The 18977-nt window shown below is 67.3% G+C and carries 14 protein-coding genes; 13 read left to right on the forward strand and 1 reads right to left on the reverse strand.

Going from position 1 to position 18977, the window contains the following annotated elements:
• Window positions 1-6 precede the first annotated feature (6 nt).
• The 13 genes from BLS91_RS01550 (at window position 7) to BLS91_RS01610 (ending at window position 17442) form a co-directional block, all read left to right on the forward strand.
• Entirely contained in the window at window positions 7-1578 is a 1572-nt protein-coding gene (locus BLS91_RS01550) for an ABC transporter permease (RefSeq protein ID WP_092338535.1), read from the forward strand.
• Window positions 1578-2885, forward strand: a complete 1308-nt coding sequence (locus BLS91_RS01555; protein WP_092338537.1) for an ABC transporter ATP-binding protein — start codon at window positions 1578-1580, stop codon at window positions 2883-2885. The genes BLS91_RS01550 and BLS91_RS01555 overlap by 1 nt, the downstream gene beginning before the upstream one ends.
• 938 nt (window positions 2886-3823) lie before the next feature.
• Window positions 3824-5773: an HNH endonuclease signature motif containing protein gene (locus tag BLS91_RS01560; RefSeq protein WP_092338539.1), complete on the forward strand. Its 1950-nt coding sequence runs from the start codon at window positions 3824-3826 to the stop codon at window positions 5771-5773.
• 204 nt (window positions 5774-5977) lie between these two features.
• A complete protein-coding gene (locus BLS91_RS01565) occupies window positions 5978-6784 on the forward strand; it encodes an IclR family transcriptional regulator (protein ID WP_092338541.1) in 807 nt (268 codons plus the stop codon).
• A 104-nt stretch (window positions 6785-6888) separates the two neighbouring features.
• Entirely contained in the window at window positions 6889-8214 is a 1326-nt protein-coding gene (locus BLS91_RS01570; protein ID WP_241983070.1) for a cytochrome P450, read from the forward strand.
• The gene (locus tag BLS91_RS01575) at window positions 8211-9311 is read left to right on the forward strand and encodes a PEP/pyruvate-binding domain-containing protein (RefSeq protein WP_092338543.1); all 1101 of its coding nucleotides are present in this window, start codon (window positions 8211-8213) and stop codon (window positions 9309-9311) included. Before BLS91_RS01570 ends, BLS91_RS01575 begins: the two co-directional genes overlap by 4 nt.
• Window positions 9312-9378: 67 nt before the next feature.
• Window positions 9379-11280: a PEP-utilizing enzyme gene (locus BLS91_RS01580; RefSeq protein ID WP_092338545.1), complete on the forward strand. Its 1902-nt coding sequence runs from the start codon at window positions 9379-9381 to the stop codon at window positions 11278-11280.
• The gene (locus BLS91_RS01585) at window positions 11273-12064 is read left to right on the forward strand and encodes an SDR family NAD(P)-dependent oxidoreductase (protein WP_092338547.1); all 792 of its coding nucleotides are present in this window, start codon (window positions 11273-11275) and stop codon (window positions 12062-12064) included. Before BLS91_RS01580 ends, BLS91_RS01585 begins: the two co-directional genes overlap by 8 nt.
• 10 nt (window positions 12065-12074) lie before the next feature.
• Window positions 12075-12386 carry a 2Fe-2S iron-sulfur cluster-binding protein gene (locus BLS91_RS01590; RefSeq protein ID WP_092338549.1) on the forward strand — a complete coding sequence of 104 codons (312 nt, stop codon included), beginning with the start codon at window positions 12075-12077 and terminating at the stop codon, window positions 12384-12386.
• 2 nt (window positions 12387-12388) lie between these two features.
• A complete protein-coding gene (locus BLS91_RS01595; protein ID WP_092338551.1) occupies window positions 12389-13687 on the forward strand; it encodes an NAD(P)/FAD-dependent oxidoreductase in 1299 nt (432 codons plus the stop codon).
• 4 nt (window positions 13688-13691) lie between these two features.
• Complete coding sequence (locus BLS91_RS01600) at window positions 13692-14375, forward strand: HD domain-containing protein (protein ID WP_092338554.1); 684 nt, start codon at window positions 13692-13694, stop codon at window positions 14373-14375.
• A complete protein-coding gene (locus BLS91_RS01605; RefSeq protein ID WP_198412767.1) occupies window positions 14372-15853 on the forward strand; it encodes an aldehyde dehydrogenase family protein in 1482 nt (493 codons plus the stop codon). Before BLS91_RS01600 ends, BLS91_RS01605 begins: the two co-directional genes overlap by 4 nt.
• 137 nt (window positions 15854-15990) lie before the next feature.
• Window positions 15991-17442, forward strand: a complete 1452-nt coding sequence (locus BLS91_RS01610) for an amino acid permease (protein ID WP_092338556.1) — start codon at window positions 15991-15993, stop codon at window positions 17440-17442.
• Window positions 17443-17497: 55 nt separating this feature from the next.
• Here the strand turns inward: BLS91_RS01610 and BLS91_RS01615 are convergent, their stop codons facing one another.
• Window positions 17498-18820, reverse strand: a complete 1323-nt coding sequence (locus BLS91_RS01615) for an MATE family efflux transporter (RefSeq protein WP_092338558.1) — start codon at window positions 18818-18820, stop codon at window positions 17498-17500.
• Window positions 18821-18977 lie beyond the last annotated feature (157 nt).

Below are 18977 nucleotides of genomic sequence, written 5' to 3' on the forward strand. Positions count from 1 at the left end.
GCTCACATGACCGAGCTGCTCATTCCACCGCCCGAAACCGCCGTGCCGCGCCCGCCCGCCCGGTACCACTTCGGCGCGCCGCCCTGGCTGCTGGCGCTCGCCGCACTGTGCGCCGCGACTGCTGCCATCCCGCTGGTCTACCTGGTCGTGCGCACGACTGAGGCGGGGCTCACGGACGTCCTCGACACCCTGGTGCGCCCCAGGGTGCTACAGCTCACGGTCAACACGGTGCTGCTCGCCGCGGCCGTCACCCTGTCGTGCCTCGTGCTCGGCACGATCTGCGCCTGGATTCTCACGCGCATCCGCTTGCCGTTTCAGCGCACGCTGCTGCTGGCCTCGGCGCTGCCGCTCGCGGTGCCGAGTTACCTGGCTGCCTACGGCTGGCTGGTCTGGTTTCCGCACCTCAACGGGTTCTGGGCCAGCTGGTTCGTCATGACCATGGTCTGTACCCCCTACGTGACGCTGCCGGTCGCGGCGGCGCTGCGCGGGGCATCCGCTGATCTGGAATCAGTGGCCCGCACGCTCGGTCGCGGCCCGCTGCGTGCCTTCGCGGCCGCGACCTGGCCGCAGATTCGCCCGGCCGCGATCGCCGGGGCGCTGCTCGTCTGCCTCTACTCGCTGAGCGACTTCGGACTCGTCTCGATGCTGCGGTTTCAGACGCTCACCTGGGGAATCAACGCCGCCTACGGCGCGAGTTTCGACCGCAACCAGGCCGCGCTGCTCGCCCTCGTGCTTGTCGTGCTCGCGCTCGTGGTCGTGGCCGGCGAACGCCGCAGCCGCCGTCAGGTCGGCGGCATTCCCGGGCGCAGCACCATGCCGGCCAGAGCCCCCGGCAAGACGGGCCCGCTCTTCGCCGCGGTGCTGCTCGCCGCACCGATCGCCGGGGTGGTGGTTCCGGTGGTCGGCTTGCTCAGCCGCCTGCTCGAAGCCGAAACCCTGCGCGCCATCGACGTTCCACGACTGGTCGAAGCCATCGGAGCGACCCTGGGGCTCGCCCTCGCCGCCGCCGTGGTGGCCGTGTTCGTCGCGCTGCCGATCGCCGCGCTCGCCGCCCGTTACCAGGGGCGCCTGGTGGCCGTGATCGAGGCCGTCGGCTTTCTCGGCCACGCCCTGCCCGGCATTGTCGTTGGCCTGTCCCTCGTGTTCTTCGCGCTCGCCGCGGTTCCAATGTTCTACCAAACCTCCGTTGTGCTGGTCTTCGCCTACGTCGTTCTGTTCATGCCGCGCGCCATCGGCAGCATGCGCAGTGGGATCGCGGCGGTGCCCGCGAGCCTCGGCGACGTGTCGCGCATGCTCGGCCTCTCGCCCTTTCAGACCTGGTGGCGGGTGACCGCGCGCCTCGCGCTGCCCGGCATCGCGATCGGTGCACTGCTCGTGGCTATCTCGGCCATGAAAGAATTGCCAGCGACGCTGCTGCTGCGGCCGACGGGCGTGTCCACGCTCGCCACCGAGTTGTGGAGTCGCACGGCCCTGTTCGAGTTCGGCGCTGCAGCGCCCTACGCGGCGGCGCTCGTGCTCGTGGCGATGGTGCCCGCGATGCTGCTTTCCGGCATCCGCGGTACGGCAAGGGAGAACTGATGGGCTGGGTTGCGATCGACGGGCTGCGCGTCGCCTACGGTGACACGCGGGTGCTCGACGACGTCAGTTTGCGCATACCGCGCGGCAGTCTCGTCGCCGTTCTCGGCCCGAGCGGATGCGGCAAGACCACCCTCCTGCGCGCGGTCGCCGGTTTGTTGCCGGTCACCGCCGGCACCATCACGGTAGGCGGACGCCTCGTCACCGGCCCCGGCGTGCAGCGCGCGCCGGAGAAACGCGGAATGGGTTGGGTTCCGCAGGACGCCTCGCTGTTTCCGCACCTCACGGTGGGCGAGAACATCGGCTTCGGACTGCCCCGCACCAAGCAGAGCGACGACCTGTATTGCGAACCCGGCGAGGCTCCCGGGGGAGTCGCCGGGCTGTTCGCCGGTTTCACCCGGCGCGGGCGTGCGAACCGGGCAAGGCCGGCGTCGTCGCCCGTCCGCCCGCTCATCGGCGGGCCGGGTTCCGTCCCTGCTGCGCCGGGGCGCGGCCCCGCCTCCGGTACACCGGGGCACACCCACCTCGCGCCGGCGCCGATCACTCCCGACCGCAGCCGCCAATACAGCCGCGCCGCTCGCATCGTTGAGCTCGCCAGCCTGGTCGGCCTGTCCGACCTGGTAGACCGTGCCCCCTCGCAGCTCTCCGGCGGTCAGGCCCAACGCGTGTCGCTGGCCCGAGCGCTGGCCCCCCGCCCCGACCTCATGCTGCTCGACGAACCGTTTGCGGCCCTCGACCCGCTGTTGCGTTCGGCCCTGCGCACCGAGGTCGCGGCCCTGCTGCATGCCCAGCACAACACGAGCCTGCTCGTGACCCACGACCAGGAAGAGGCGCTCTCGCTCGCCGACTTCGTGGCCGTCATGCGCGGCGGCGAGATTTTGCAGTTCGGCACCCCAGCGGATGTCTACGAACGCCCGGTCGACCCCTGGGTCGCCGGGTTCGTCGGCGACACCGTCGAGCTCGACGGCATCTGGCGGGGTGGCCGCGTCGACTGCGCGCTCGGCTCGCTCCCGGCGGACTGGATGGGCGCACCGAGCGACGTGGGCGCAGCATCCGCTCCCGCCGACGGACCGAGCGTACGCGTGCTGCTTCGCCCCGAATGGTTGACCCTCGCCGAGCCCGCAGCCGACTCGAAAACGGATGCCGTCACCACAGCCATCGCGTACGCCGGCCACGACGCCCTGGTGAGTTTCACCCTCCCGGGCGGCCTCGTCGTGCGCGCCCGCGTCGCTGCCCCCGACCTGCCGCGCGTCGGCGACCGGGTCACCCTGGGCGTGCGCCAGAACGCCCTCGCCTACCCGCTCGCGTAGCTCACTGTGCAAAGAACCGGCCTGCGGAGGCGGCTGGTAGACCCAGGGTCAGGCGGCCGGGAAATAAAGGGTCGACACGATTGAATCAAATCGGAGCGCCGATATGGCGACCTGACGTACCTGGGTCGCAGTATTTCCGGCGCAAGACACCGTCATGTCTCCGCCCCCACTCGGCATCGTCAGCAGTGCGGTCGAGGAAAAGGAGGTCATGGGTCCGGTAGTAGAGAACGGTGCGATGAATTGACCGCGCCAAGTAGAACCACCGTCAATCTGGCAGACTCCCGCCGCACCGGCTTCGCCGACCAGCTCGCTGGCAGCGGTTTGGTCCACGGCTCCTGTGGGCGTGCAACCTAGCAATGACCGTGCAAGGAATGCAACGGCACCCGTACCGAGAAACTTCGTCTTTTGACTCAGACTCCTTAAACTACAGACGAGGCAAATGGGTATCGACACATTAGGCGTGGTCGATGCATTTCGACCCTCCCGCCGCCCTGCCTCCGCTCACTAGAGTGAGCTTGCTCGCACCCGAAGCGGCGCGAAAAAACTCGAAACGAGGCTCCATGGCCGGCGGGCTGGATGCGCACGCCAAATTTGAACGACGTGGGCGTAGCATCCGTTCCCGCCGACGGAACCCCGGTGTGCGCCAGAGCGCCCTCGCCTATCCGCTGGCGTAACCCGAGCACGTATCGCGCCGTCGTTTGCTGATCTCGCGCTTTTAGGACTGGAAATCGATCATTTCTTCGAAATTACGTAAGGGCGTCACGAGGCTACGAGGCTACGAGACTACGAGACTACGAGGATTCGTGACGAGTAGTCAGCGGCGCACTCACTAGCTACTGCGCCGCTGCAAGGGACGACGGGGATGTTTTCGTGAAGTGTGTCCGCGATGCGCTTCTGAGTTTTACTCGTTTTTGTGTTCGATTTGCGGTAGAATTGCCGTGAAGGAGGCACTGGCGCCCATGTTCATGGAGAACCCGAGTGAGACCCGTTCGAACCCCGTTATCGAGGCGGTCGAACAGGCACGGGGCATTCTTCTGGACGCGTTGGACGGGGTGTCGTTCGGGCTGCTCGGCGATGAAGAGTCGTTGAGCATGCTGCTCGCACTGGAGAGCGTGGGCCGGGTCGTCGACGGTGCCCGAGTGCTCTCCACAACCGACGTACTGCGCCGCTCCGAGTACTTTGACGCTGCGGCCGCACAGGCTGCCGCACAGGCTGCCGCCCAGGCTGCGGTTGCCCAGGCTGGGGTTGATCGGAGCGCCGCCACCCAGAATGCCAGCGCGCGGAATGCCGGTGCCGAGACTGCTGGTGCGGGGAATGCTGGCGGGGAGAATTCTGGCGCGGAGAATTCTGGCGCGGATTCCGTGACGCCGGACAGTGCTGCGCCAGCTTCGGCAGTGGTTTCGAGCGTGGCCGGCGGTGCGGCAGCGCTGGCGGCGCCGACACTGGCGCGGCGGCTGGGCTGTCGCAGCGGGGCCGAGCTGGTCTGCACCCTCGCCCGCATCTCCCGCAGTGAAGTACGGCAGCGGGCCACGCTCGGTGAGAAAGCCGGCCAGCGGATGCTCCTCGGCCGCCCCCTCACCGCCACCTATCCTGTTCTCGGTGACGCACTGCAGGGCGGGGCGCTCGGGGTGGAGCAGGCGCGGGTGATCGTTCAGGTGCTCGACGGGCTCCGCTCCGAGGTGCTGGCCCCAGACCTCGACCGGGTCGAACGCTCCCTCGTCGCGAGTGGGTCCGGTGCGATCACCCCGGAGACTGAGGGGCTGCCGGGGGCGGGGATCGCGTTCTCGCCGGAGTTGTTGCGGCAGCAGGGCATCCATTGGAAAGCACGCCTCGCCCCCGACGGTTCGGCGCCCGGCGAGACCCCGACCGAGCGGCGCAGCTGGCTCACCTTCGGCACCCTGGCCAACGGCGGCTACAGCCTCAACGGCTGGTTCACCACCCTGGACCGGGCCATCATCGGCAACGTCTTCGACACGTATCTCTCCGCCGCAGCGGCGAACCCGGTCCCCGGTGCCACCGACACTCCCTCCCCCGACACCGCCCGAGTCGTCGACGCCACCCTGGCGCCCGATGTGACACCGTGTGCCCGGGTCGAGTTCCGTGAAACCGAGCACGATGGGCACGACAACTGCGGCACACCACCGAAGGGAACCAGCACCGCGGTGAACACGTCGGGCCGAGCAGGGGAAGCCTGCGTGCCGGGCAAGGCAGGAGTCGAACGGGGCTCCGACCCGCCCGACCCGCTCAGTCCCGCTGCGCTTAGTCCGTGTCCGCAGCAGCCCGACGACATCCGCTCCCGTAGTGAGAAGCAGGCCGGCATCCTCCGCGCCGTATTCGAAGCCGCCGCCCGACACCCGGGCACCCCGACGATGGGCGGAGCCGCCCCGACCGTGCTCGTACACATCAACATCACCGACCTCCTCGACGGCCGCGGCGCCGGCTGGATTGACGGCATCGACGGCGCGCTCAGCCCCGGCCAGGTCGATGAGTTGATCTGCGCCGGCGGCTACCAGCCCGTGCTGTTCGGCCACACCGGCACCATCCTGCACCTCGGCCGCAGCAATCGATTCTTCACCGCTACACAACGCCGAGCCCTGGCGGCTCGGGACGGTGGTTGTGTCATCCCTGGCTGCACCGTGCCGCCCCACTTCACCCAAGCCCACCACGTCACACCGTGGAGCCAGGGCGGCCTCACCGATATCGATAACGCCGTGCTGCTCTGCAACGCCGCCCACAGCAGTATCGAAACATCCGGCTGGGACATTCAGATGCGCGGCGGCCGCCCGTGGATCCGCGGACCCCTCGCCTTCGACCCCACCCAAATCTGGCGCCCCGCCGGCCAGAATCGCGCCGCCACCCCCGCGGAGAAACCCACCTGGGAAAAGTAGCGCCCGTCGCACGGGCAGCGCACCCGACGCAGCGCTGGCAGGGCACGGGCACGGGCGCGCGTGCCGCAATCCGCCACAGTGACCCAGCAGCCTAGCCGAAGCCCCGAACGGGGGACCTTCGACCCTCGCGCCCACACAGCGCCGCTGACTAGAGTGAGCCTGCCAGCGCGATGAAAGCGCGCAAAAAACTTGAAACGAGGCACCATGGCCGGCCACACGAACGCCCCCGGGCAGTCGGTGACCAGCCGGGTGCTGAGCATTCTGGCGGCGTTCGAACACAGCGCATCCGCTCGGTCGTTATCGGAGATCAGCCGCGAGAGCGGGCTGCCGCAGAGCACCGCACACCGCCTGCTCGGCGAGCTCGAGACCTGGGGCGCCGTGCAGCGGGATGCCCAGGGCCGCTACCAAATCGGCCTGCGCCTCTGGGAACTCGGCCAGCACGCCGGCCGCAAACTGCGGGATGTGGCCCGGCCCTACCTGCAGGACCTGTTCGGCTTGACCCAGGAGACCGTACACCTCGCCATTCGCGACGGCGCCGAGGTGCTCTACATCGACCGGGTCTATGGCAGCCGGCGCGTGCCGCAGGCCAGCCGGGTCGGCGGTCGTCTGCCGCTGCACGCCACCGCGGTGGGCCGGGCCATTCTGGCCTTCGAAGAGGAATGGGTGCAGAACGCCGTGCTCGACGGCGAACTCGTGCGCCGCACGCCGCTGACCAAGACCGATCCGGCCGAGCTGCGCCGGGAGCTCGGCAAGATTAGCGAAATCGGTTTCGCCCTCGCCTCCGAAGAAGTACGACAGGGCTCGTGCTCGCTCGCGGTGCCGGTGTTTCAGGCGCCGGGCAAGATTTTCGGGGCGCTCGGCATTGTGCTGCCCACCTCGCGGGCGCACCAGCTGGAGCGCTACCTGCCGGTTCTGCAGGGCACGGCGCAGCGCATCCAAGCCGGAATCGCGCACCTGCCACCGGCCACCCTGCGCCTGCCGGCCAGCGTGGCGAAACCCACTCAGCCGTGAAGCCACTTCCATCCAGTGGGACACTCCGGTGATCGAAGCTACCGCCGCGTCTTAGATAGATCTCGTCGACCTCAAAGTTGAGAAAAGCAAACCAAGGAGCCATCGTGACCGCGCAATTCGCCCTCGCCCATCCGGCCGCCGCGACCGGCCAATGCCCGGTCGCGCACGGTGCCTCAGAACACGGTGTCCCAACGAAGAACCACGGCTATGCCCCCTTCGCGATGACTGACCCGTTCCCCTCCTACGCCGCCCTGCGCGAGAACGAACCGGTCATGTTCGATGAGGAGCTCGGCTACTTCATCGTGTCCCGCTACGACGACGTCAAGGCCACCTTCGACAACTGGCAGGTCTTCAGCAGCGAGAATGCCCAGGCCCCGGTGCGGCCCCGCGGCGCAGCGGCCACCACGATCATGAACGATGGCGGCTTCACCGCCTACTCCGGCCTGAGTGCCCGCATCCCCCCGGAGCACACCCGCTTGCGCGCCATCGTGCAGAAGGAATTCACGCCGCGCCGCTACAAGAAGCTCGAACCCACCATTCGCGAGAACACGGCACGCCTGCTCACGCAAATGCTGTCTCACCCGGATGCCCGCGGCGACTTCCTCAAAGACGTCGCGGTGGACATCCCCACCATCACCATCCTCGGACTGCTCGGCGTCGGCCCCGAGATGGTCGCGACCTACAAGAAGTGGTCCGACTCCCGCGCCGCCATGACCTGGGGCGACCTGACGGACGACGAGCAAATTCCGCACGCGCACAACCTCGTGGACTACTGGACCGAGTGCCTGCGCCTCGTGAAGAACGCCCACGACCAACTCGAGAACAACGAAAACGGCGACAACCTCGTCTTCGACCTCGTGCAGGCGCAGTCCACCGGCTCCGAGATCTCCGACCACGAGATCGCCTCGGTCTGTTACAGCCTGCTCTTTGCCGGCCACGAGACCACGACAACACTGATCTCGAATACCATCCGCGAACTGCTCGCCCACCCCGCCGAGTGGCAGAAGCTGATCGACGACCCGAGCCGCATCCCGACCGCGATCGACGAGACGCTGCGCTTCTCCCCGAGCATCGTCGGCTGGCGGCGCAAGGCACTCGAAGACACCGAGATCGGCGGCGTAAAGATTCCGGCCGGGTCGAACATCCTCTTGCTGATGGGCTCGGCCAACCGCGACCCCGGCACCTTCGAGCAGCCAGAAACCTTCGACATCAACCGGGTCAATGCCCGCAACCACCTGTCGTTCGGCTTTGGCATCCACTACTGCCTCGGCAACATGCTCGCCAAGATGCAAGACAAAATCGTCGTCGAAGAGACCCTCAAAGCGGCACCGGGGCTGCGCCTGATCGACGCCGAAAAGATCGAGTTCGGAGACAACCTGTCGTTCAGGGCGCCCACCTCGGTGCCCGTCACCTGGGGAGAAAATAAATGACCACCACACCGTACATTCAGTTTTTCGACGGCACGGATGCTCCCCGCCACGACCTGCTCGGCGGCAAGTGCGCCTCGCTGGTCGCCCTCACCCAGGCCGGCATGCCGGTGCCGCCCGGCTTCGCCATCACCACCGCCTCCTACGACGCGTTCATCGCCGCCGCCGGGATCGAACAGGACATCCACTCGATGCTGGCCAGCCTCGACGCCGACGACGTGGCCGAGGTCGATCGGGTCTCGGCCCAGCTGCGCTACGAGATCGAGAGCCGCCCGGTGCCCGCCGCCGTGCGCGCCGACTTCGTTGCCGCCTACCACGCACTTCAGGCGCGGTTCAGCGAACCGGTTCCGGTGGCCGTGCGCTCCTCCGCGACCGCCGAGGACCTGCCAGACGCGAGCTTCGCCGGCCAGCAGGACACCTATCTATGGCTGAACGGTATCGACGACGTCACCGAGCACATCCGTCGCTGCTGGGCCTCACTGTTCACCTCCCGCGCGATCACCTACCGGCTCAAGAACAACATCCCGGGCGAGGGCCTCTCCATGGCCGTCGCCGTGCAGAAGATGGTCAATGCCCGCGCTGCCGGCGTCGCCATCACCATGGATCCGACCACCGGCGACCGCTCCAAGATCGTCATGGAGGCCTCCTACGGCCTCGGCGAATTGGTCGTCTCCGGCCTGGTCACCCCCGACAACGTCACCGTCGACAAGATCATGCTCATGGTCGTCAAGCGCGTGATCGGCGATAAGCACGCCGAGCTCGTGCCCGATGCGGCCAACGGGGCACTGGTCGAACTCGAGGTGTCGGCCGCTCGCCGCGGGGTGCTCTCGATCAGCGAGACCGAGATCACCGCCATCGCGACCATCGCCAAGAAGGCCGAGAAGCACTTCAAATGCCCGCAGGACATCGAGTGGGCCCTCGACCGCGACCTGCCCGATGGCCAAAACCTATTGCTGCTGCAGTCCCGCCCCGAGACCGTGCATTCTTCGCGCAGTTCAGATACGCGAACGGATGCCGTTGCCGTCGCCTCCACCGCCGGGTACGGCATCGAGAGCATCACCCGATCACTTCTGGTGCAGGCCGGCAAACCAACGATATAAACCCGACCTGCGCCATCCGCTTGGAAAGTCATTTCACCCGCGCACCACCTTCGAGAACGGTTTTCTTATGACAGAGAAGTCATTTCCCAGCCCCTATGACCAGGCCCCGGCCCAGGGCGCCGAGGGCTGGAAAGAGCTGTACGCCTACAACCTGGTGTTCCAAGAGAACCGCCGCGAGGTCGAAGAGGCCAAGTTCTGGTTCTGCGACAGCCAGCACTGGCCCACCGTGACCAAGCCGTTCGAGACCATCGGTTTCGAGTTCGCCGTGTCGTGCCTCGGCCAGTACAACACCCGGCACCTGCTCATTCCGCCGGCGAACGGCATTGAGTTTCGCATTCACAACGGCTACGTCTTCATGTCGCCGGTGGGCGTGCCCGAGGCGGAGATCGCCCCCCGCGTGCCCGAGTTCATGGCGCGGGCCGGCCACTACTTTCAGAACTGGGAGACCCTGCTCGAGCAGTGGCAGGGCAAGATTCGCGGCACCATCGACGAGCTCGGCGCACTGAACTTCGACGCCCTTCCCGACAAGGTCGACATCGATGACGTCACGAGCGGCAAGGGCACCGGCCCGAACAACGACCTGCTCGCCCAGTACGACGCGCTGATCGCGCTCACCTACCGCGCCTGGCAGTACCACTTCGAGTTTCTCAATCTCGGCTATGTGGCCTACCTCGACTTCTTCAGCTTCTGCAAGGAGGTCTTCCCAGGCATTCCCGACCAGGCCGTCGCCAAGATGGTGCAGGGCGTCGATATGGAACTGTTCCGACCCGACGACGAGCTCAAGAAGCTCGCCAAGCTGGCCATCGAACTGGGCCTGACCGGCCTGTTCGGCAACACCGCGAACCCGGAACAGACCCTCGCTGGCATTGCGGCCGCCACCGGCGGTGCCGCCTGGATCGCCGCCTTCGACGAGGCCAAGGACCCGTGGTTCAACTTCACCGTCGGCAACGGTTTCTACGCCCACGACAAGTACTGGATGGACCACCTCGAACTTCCGCTCGGCTACATCAGCGACTACATTGGGCGGTTGCAGGCTGGCCAGACCATCGACCGCCCGGTCGCCGAGCTGGTCGCCGAGCGCGACCGCATCACCGAGGAGTACTCGGAGCTGCTCACCGCCGAACAGCTCGCCGCGTTCGAGGGCAAGCTCGGCCTGGCCCGCCAGGTCTACCCCTACGTCGAGAACCACAACTTCTACATCGAGCACTGGACCATGGGCGTGTTCTGGCGCAAGGCCCGCCAGCTCTCAGCGATGCTGCAGGAGCAGGGCTTCTGGCCAACGGCCGACGGGATGTTCTTCCTCCGCCGCGACGAGGTGCGCGAGGCCCTGTTCGACTACGTCACCGGTTGGGCGGTCGGCGCACCCGCGATCGGCCCGTCGTACTGGCCCGAGGAGGTCGAGCGTCGCCGCGTCATAGTGGATGCCCTGCAGCAGCAGCGCCCGCAGCCAGCCCTCAACACCCCGCCGGCCGTCATTACGGAACCGTTCACCCTCATGCTCTGGGGCATCACGAGCGACCAGATCAAGAACTGGCTCGGCGATTCCGACGCGCCAGAGGGAGAGTTCCGCGGTATGGCGGCCTCGAGTGGTGTGGCCGAAGGGCCGGCCCGCGTCATTAGCAGCTCGGACCAGCTCTCCGAGGTGCAGGAGGGCGACATTCTCGTCGCCCCCGTGACAGCACCGTCGTGGGGTCCGATCTTCGGCAAGATTCGTGCCACGGTCACCGACATCGGCGGCATGATGAGCCACGCGGCCATCGTCTGCCGGGAATACGGCATGCCGGCCGTCACCGGAACCGGCACAGCCTCGTCGCAGATCGTGACCGGGCAGTGGCTGCGTGTCGACGGCAATAACGGAACTGTGACCATCGTGCTTGATCATGTTGCTGAGGACCACGCGCACGACCTGAGCCTGGCCGGCGACGCGGCGATCCAGCTGGAAGACGCACTCGAAGGCAGCCATGCCTGATCCGCGCACGGACCAGCCCGCCACTCGCGTTCCTAGTGCGGGCGCGAGAACGGTGCTGATCACCGGCGCCGCCGGCGGGCTGGGCCGTGCCTTTGCCCTGGGCTTCGCAGCCCAGGGCGACCGGGTGGTCGTCGCTGACACCAACTTGGAGGGCGCGCAGCAGACCGTGGCGCTCCTTGAAGCGGCCGGCGGCACCGCCCTCGCCCTCCAGGCCAACGTGACGCAGCTGGGCTCCGTCACCCAGCTCGCAGCGGATGCCTCAGCCTTCGCGAGCGACGGCAAGATCGACGTCATCATCAACAACGCGGCGATCTACGCCACCATCACCCGGTCGCCCTTCGAGGAGATCGACGTGGACGAGTGGGATCGCGTGATGGCCGTGAACCTCAAGGGCCCGTGGCTGGTCACCCGCGCCTGTTCCCCCTACCTGGCCGACGGAGCCGCGGTGATCAACCTGTCGAGCGCGACCGTGCTCAGCGGATCCGCCCAGTGGGCGCACTACGTGGCGTCGAAGGGCGGCGTGATTGCCCTCACCCGGGTGCTCGCCAAGGAGCTCGGCGACCGCAATATCACCGTGAACGCGATCGCTCCCGGCTTCACCCTCACCGAGGCCAGCTACGGCCTGATCGAGGGAGCCGCCGAGTACGGCGTCGACCGCGGTTCGATCAAACGGGCCAGTGAGCCCGCCGACATCGTTGGGGCCGCCCTGTTTTTGGCCGGCCCCGGCTCCCGCTACATCACCGGCCAGACCCTCGTGGTCGACGGTGGCCGACAGTTTCTGTAAGGAGATAAGAATGCCTTCCGTAACCTACATATCCGCCGCCGGCAGTGAAACGGCCGTCGCGGGATTCGCCGGCGACTCTGTCATGGAGACCGCCGTGCGCAACGGTGTTCCCGGCATCGTCGCCGAGTGCGGCGGCAGCCTCTCCTGCGCCACCTGCCACGTCTTCGTCTGCGCCGACAGCGTCTTCCCTCCAATGGAAGACCTCGAAGACGACATGCTCGACGGCACCGCCGTCGACCGCGAGGCTAACTCCCGGCTCTCCTGCCAGCTCAAGCTGAGCGACGTCGATATTCGCGTGACCACCCCCGAAACGCAGGTGTAGCGATGACCGGCACCGGAACATCCGCTCACGCATCACAAGCGCGAGGCACTCTTATTATTGGCGCCTGCCAGGCCGGCGTGCAGCTCGCCTCGAGCCTGCGCGAGCTCGGCGACACCGAGCCCATCGTGCTCGTCGGCGAAGAACCGCACGCGCCGTACCAGCGGCCGCCGCTGTCGAAAGCGTTCCTCAAGGGCGAGGCCACGGCCGATTCGCTCACCTTTCGCACCCACGAGTTCTACTCCGAGCACAACATTGAACTTGTCACGCGGGAACGCATCGTGTCGATCGAGCGTGATGCGACCGGCGGGGTCGCCACGGCCGAATCCGGTCGCCGTTTCGAATTCGCCCGGCTCGCGCTCACCACGGGCGCCGTTCCGCGCCAGATTCCGTTCGAGGGCAGCGAACTCGAAGGCGTCAGCTACCTGCGCACCGCAACGGATGCCGCCCTGCTCGAACAGAGACTGGCCACAGCTTCCGACGTGGTCGTGGTCGGCGGCGGGTTCATCGGCCTCGAGGTAGCGGCCGGAGTCCGCGCCGCAGGCAAGACCGTGACCGTGCTGGAGGCGGCTCCCCGACTCGTCGGCCGAGCCGTCTCCGAAGCGACAAGCGCGTTCTACCTCGCGGCGCATCGGCGGCGCGGCACCCGGGTGGTGTTGAACGCCCAGGTCGTTCGCTTTCTCGGCCAGCACGATCGGGTGACCGGGGTTGAACTGGGCTCCGGCGACGTGATCCCGTCCGACGTCGTACTCATTGGCGTCGGCGTCATCCCACGCACCGAACTCGCCGAACAGCTCGGGCTCGTCATCGACAACGGCGTCGTCGTCGACGCGAGCGCGCTCTGCTCCGACGGCCTTACCGTCGCCGCGGGAGACTGCGCCAACCTGCCAAACCCCTCGCTGACGCCCGGCGGCATCCCGCGCCTGCGCCTGGAAAGCGTGCAGAACGCGGTCGAACAGGCCAAGGTCGCCGCCGCGACGCTGCTCGGTCTGCCCGCCGAATACTCCACCGTGCCGTGGTTCTGGAGCGACCAGGCCGACCTCAAACTGCAGATCGCCGGCCTCAGTGGCGGCCACGACCAGATCATACTGCGCGGTGACCCCGAGACGGAGAAGTTCTCGGTGCTGTACTACCGCGCCGGGCAACTCATCGCCGCCGACTGCGTGAACCGGCCGCTCGACTTCATCGCCGTGCGCGCCATGCTGCACTCGGGGCAGCACCTGCCGGCAGACCGCGCCGACGACCTGTCGCTGCCGCTGAAGAAACTGTTCCTTCCTGCCGTGCCCGTTTTGATCGGAAAGTGACCCCATGACACTGCAGACCGAAGAACTCGTCGACACCTCGCCCATCGCGGCCGGCGTGACCTCCATCGACCTCAACGCCCTCTGGAGGGCCGTGCGGCCGGAAATGCGCTCACGCTCGAACGACATCCACATCCCCATCTCGTTCGCGTTCGCCGAGCGTCTCTGCCTGGCCTACCCCGAAGCGGATGCCCTCGTAGTGCGCGTGGCCATCCTGCTGCATGACACCGGCTGGGCCCGGGTGGACGAGACCAAAATCATCTCCGAGGGGTTCGGCGCCAACTGGCGGCAGGCGGACATCCGCTACGAGCACGAGATCAAGGGCTGCGAGATCGCCCGCGAGGTGCTGCCGGCCCTCGGCTACGACCTGGACTTCGTGGCCCGCGTCACCGACATCATCGACGGGCACGACACCCGCCCGGAGAGCTATTCGATCGAGGATTCCCTGGTGCGCGACGCCGACCGCCTGTGGCGCTTCACCACCACCGGAATCGCGCTCGCCTCGGGTTGGTTCGGCCAGGAGCCATCCGCTTACTGCCGGCGCCTGCGCACCGATATCATCCCCGAGCTGATCACCGCGGCCGCTCATGAGATGGCGCTCGCCGAACTCGAACGTGCCGAGGCCCTGCTGCAAACGGATGTCCTTGCCAGCGGCGTCGACGCGCCCGCCCTCGACGGGAGCGGCGCGTGACCAGCCTGGTTGACGCTCAGCCGGTGACCGCCAACCTGCCCTACCGGCACACCGACGACCTGTTCATTGACGGCGACTGGACGCCGGCCACCGGCACCGGTCGAACCCTGGTGACCAACCCGGCAACGGAAGAGGTCTGGGGGTCGGTGCCGCAGGCATCCGCCGCCGATCTTGACCGGGCGGTCGCGGCTGCGCGTCATGCCTTCAGCGGATGGCGTGCCCTGACTCCCACAGACCGCGCTGGCTTTCTGCTGCGGCTGGCCGACGAGGTCGAGAAGCGCGCCGAGGCGATCTCGCACACCAACACCTGGGAGAACGGGTCGCCGGTCGCGGAATCCAGCCGGGCCGCCGGCAACGCCGCCTCGATCTTTCGCTACTTCGCCTCGCTCGCCGGCCTGCTCGAAACGCCGGACGTTCGCCCGTTTCCCGACGGGTCGGGCGAGACCGTGGTGCGGCAGGACCCGATCGGCGTCTGTGCGCTGATCGCGCCGTGGAACTTTCCGATCAACCTCGTTGTCGCCAAGCTCGCCCCGGCCCTGATGGCCGGCTGCACCGTCGTGATCAAGCCGGCCTCGCCGACCCCGCTCTCGGTGCGGCTCATTGTCGATGCAGCTGTGGCCGCGGGCATTCCGCCCGGGGTGATCAACCTCGTCACCGGGCCCGGCTCGTTCGGCGACGCGCTGGTGAAGCACCCCGGCATCGACAAGGTGGCCTTCACCGGGTCGACCCCGGTCGGGCGCACGATCGCCGGGGCCTGCGGTACACTGCTGCGACCGGTCACGCTCGAACTGGGCGGAAAGTCGTCCGCGCTCGTGCTGCCCGACGTCGACCTCGACGCGCTGTCGAAAGTTTTGATCCGCACCTGCATGCGCAACACCGGGCAGACCTGCTACATCTCGACCCGCATTCTCGCGCCGGCCGAGCGTTATGACGAGCTCGTCGACATGGTCACCGCCACCATCGCGGCCGCCAAACAGGGCGATCCGATGCAGCCCGACACTGTTTTCGGACCGGCCGCCACGCGCGCCCAGGAGCAGACCGTGCGCGAATACCTGCGCAGCGGCGTGGCCGAAGGCGCCCGCGCAACGACCGGCGGCGACGTACCATCCGACTTTGATCAGGGATTCTTCGTGAAGCCCACGGTGTTCGCCGATGTGACGCCCGACATGCGCATCGCCAGGGAGGAGATCTTCGGCCCGGTGCTGTCGATCCTGCGCTACTCCTCGATCGACGAGGGGGTGGCGCTCGCCAACAACACGTCGTTCGGGCTGGGTGGCACGATCTTCTCCGCGGACCCCGACCGGGCGTTCGCGCTCGCCTCGCGCCTCGACACCGGCTCGGTGGGGCTCGGCTTCTTCGCCTCAAATCATGCGGCGCCGTTCGCCGGGCGCCACGATTCTGGCCTCGGCGCCGAGTTCGGGCCGGAGGGTCTGAAGGCCTATCTCGTGCCGCAGTCGGTGCACCGCCGCATCCGCTGACCTCTACACCGGGAAACCTGAACAATCCCACATTCAGCGAGTCGCACGGCGCCGGCTCGCGCATGTGCCACCCTTAGGAATAAATAAAGTTTCGGTCGCGCGCCTAATGCAGTTGTAGCCAAGCCAATGGAGGCCTGATGAACGAGCGCAATCCCTATTCGGTCATGAGGCGCAAACCCATTACCGACATTGGCAATGAGGCCGCCAAGAACGGTCTCTTCAAGAGCCTCGGACTCTGGCAGCTCACCGCGATCGGCGTCGGCGGCATCATTGGAATCGGTATTTTCACCCTCGCTGGACTCGTTGCGAACGGCGGCCCGGACGGCGAAGGCGCAGGTCCGGCCGTGCTTATCTCGTTCTTGATCGCCGGACTCGCGAGCGCCGCCGCGGCCCTCAGCTACGCGGAGTTCGCCGGAATGATTCCTCGCGCCGGCTCTGCGTACACCTACGGCTATGTCGCCCTCGGTGAGATCGTCGGCTGGTTCATCGGCTGGGATCTGCTGCTCGAGTACATCGCGATCGTCGCCGTCGTCGCGATCGGCATCTCGGGGTACTTCACCGAGTTCATGAGTGGCATCGGCATCGACGTTCCGACCTGGATGCAGGGCACCCCCGATACCCTGGACGGCGGCCTGATCAACCTGCCCGCCATCGTGGTGTGCGTGCTCGTGACGTTTATCCTCAGCCGTGGAACGCAGACCTTCGGCCGCTTTGAGCTCGTCGCCGTAGGGCTCAAGGTGCTGTTGATCCTCGCTATCATCGCGCTGGGGTTCTTCTACATCAACACCCAGAATTACGTTCCATTCTTGCCGAACGGGTTCGGCGCGGTCTTCACCGGCGCAGCCACTGTCTTCTTCGCCGTCTTCGGCTATGACGCCATGAGTACCGCCGCCGAAGAGGCCAAAGATGGCAAGAAGCACATGCCGAAGGCAATTTTGCTCTCGCTCGCCATCGCCATGGTGCTCTACGTGCTCGCCACTCTCGTGCTCACTGGCATGCAGAATTGGCAGGATATCGACCCGACCGCCGCCTTTGCCGTCGCGTTCCAGTCCGTTGGGCTTCCAGTCGTCGCGACCGTGCTCTCGGCCTTCGCTGTCATCTCGATCCTCACCGTCATGCTGACCTTCCTGCTCGGCGTCAGTCGGGTCTGGTTCTCGATGAGCCGCGATGGCTTGCTGCCGAAATGGTTCTCCGGCACCGATAAAAGGGGAACCCCCGCCCGCGTGACTTGGATCGCCGGCCTGGCCGCGGCCGTACTGGCCGGGGTCTTCCCGATCCGTTTGATTGCAGACCTCACCAACATCGGGATTCTTGCCGCCTTCGTTGTGGTCTGCGTCGCCGTGATCGTGCTGCGACGCACCCGCCCCGATGTTCCGCGCACCTTCAGGCTGCCTTTCATGCCCTGGGTACCCGTGTTCGGGGTGCTCGCCTCTGCCTTCCTCATCACGCAGCTGCACTGGGAGACCTGGCTGCGCTTCGGCATCTGGCTTGTCATCGGTCTGGTCATCTACTTCTTCTATGGTCGCCGCAACTCGGTCATGAACCCGAAGAGCCCGCGCTACATTGAGCATCCGGTCGATCCGCACTAGCCACGCACCGGCAACGGCAACGGATACGGATGCGGCACCGCATCTGCTCAGCTGATCAGCGCGCGCCGACGACCATCCAGGCCATACTGCGGGCTCGCAGTGACAGTGTCACGGCGCGGGCACCGAGGTAGCCGAGCGCGAACGCCGCCATGAGCAGCGCGAGCCCGGCCTCGCCCGCCGGCGCCCAGGCGAGTACCGCGCTGGCGAGTGGCACGAACACGGCGAGGTTGACCAACCCGGTCAGTGCCAGATAGCGGGCATCGCCGGCTCCGATCAGCACGCCGTCGAGCACGAATACGACCGCGCCGAGGGGAACGGACGCCCCCAGCACGATCAGGGTCAGTGGCAGCAGGGAGGTCACGGCTGAGGCATTGGTGAACGCATGCCCGAGCACGCCGCTCGTGCCGATGGCGGCGACAGCGAGCACGAGGCCGGCGAGTACGCCCCACTCCAGGCAGCGGCGGAGCACCGCGCGAACCTGAGCCACATCCCCGGCGCCGAGGCCGCGCCCGACGAGGGCCTGGGCGGCGATCGCGAGGGCGTCGAGGGCGAAGGCGAGCGTCGCGAACAGGGTCATTGCGATCTGAAAAGCGGCGAGTTCGGGGGAGCCGAGCTGGGCGGCAACGAACACGGCGAGCAGCATGGCGGCGCGCAGGCTCAGGGTGCGCAGGAACAGCCAGCCGCCGCTTCGGACGCCGATCAACATGCCTTTTCGGTGCGGACGTAGCGGCGCGCTGTGGCGCCGGGCATGCCTGGCGACCACGACGAGGTACACGGCGACCATGCCCCACTGCGCCACGACGGTGCCCACGGCAGAGCCGGCGATGCCCCAGCCGAACAGGTAGATGAACACGTAATTGAGCGCGATATTCGCGCCGAAACCGATCCCGGCCACGTAGAGCGGGGTGCGGGTGTCTTGCAGGCCGCGCAGCAGTCCGGTGGCCGCGAACACCAGCAGCATGGCGGGCAAGCCGAACATGGAGATGCCGAGGTAGGTGGCGGCATCCGCTGTCACGGTCGTTTCGGCGCCGAACGCGCCGACCAGCGCCGGGGTGGCGAGCAGGCCGAAGGCCGCGAGCACGACGCCGAGGCCGAGGGCGAGCCAGAGCCCGTCGATGCCGACCGAGACGGCCCGGCGCGTGTCGCCGGCACCGAGCCATCGGGCCACCGCGGGGGTGGTGCTGTAGGCCAGAAAGACCATGAGGCCGATGATGGTCTGCAGCACCGCGCTGGCCAGGCCGAGTCCGGCCAGCGGGGTGGTGCCGAGGTGCCCGACCATGGCCGAATCGGCCAGCAGAAACAGCGGTTCGGCCACGAGGGCGCCGAGCGCGGGCACGGCGAGGCGCAGAATGTCCCGGTCAATGGGCTGGGCCCGCAGAATGTTGATGGTTCGACTCTACGGCGGCACCGCGCGCCCCCGCGGCCGCGCCCGATATCGGTGCTCGCTATGCCCGTTACCGTATCGGGCGCGGTCATCCGCTGGCCGCTTCCAAGAATGCCAATAATGCACAACGGATGCCGACGGCTCACCGTGC

Source organism: Cryobacterium flavum (assembly GCF_900103805.1).
Classification (GTDB): Bacteria; Actinomycetota; Actinomycetes; order Actinomycetales; family Microbacteriaceae; genus Cryobacterium; species Cryobacterium flavum.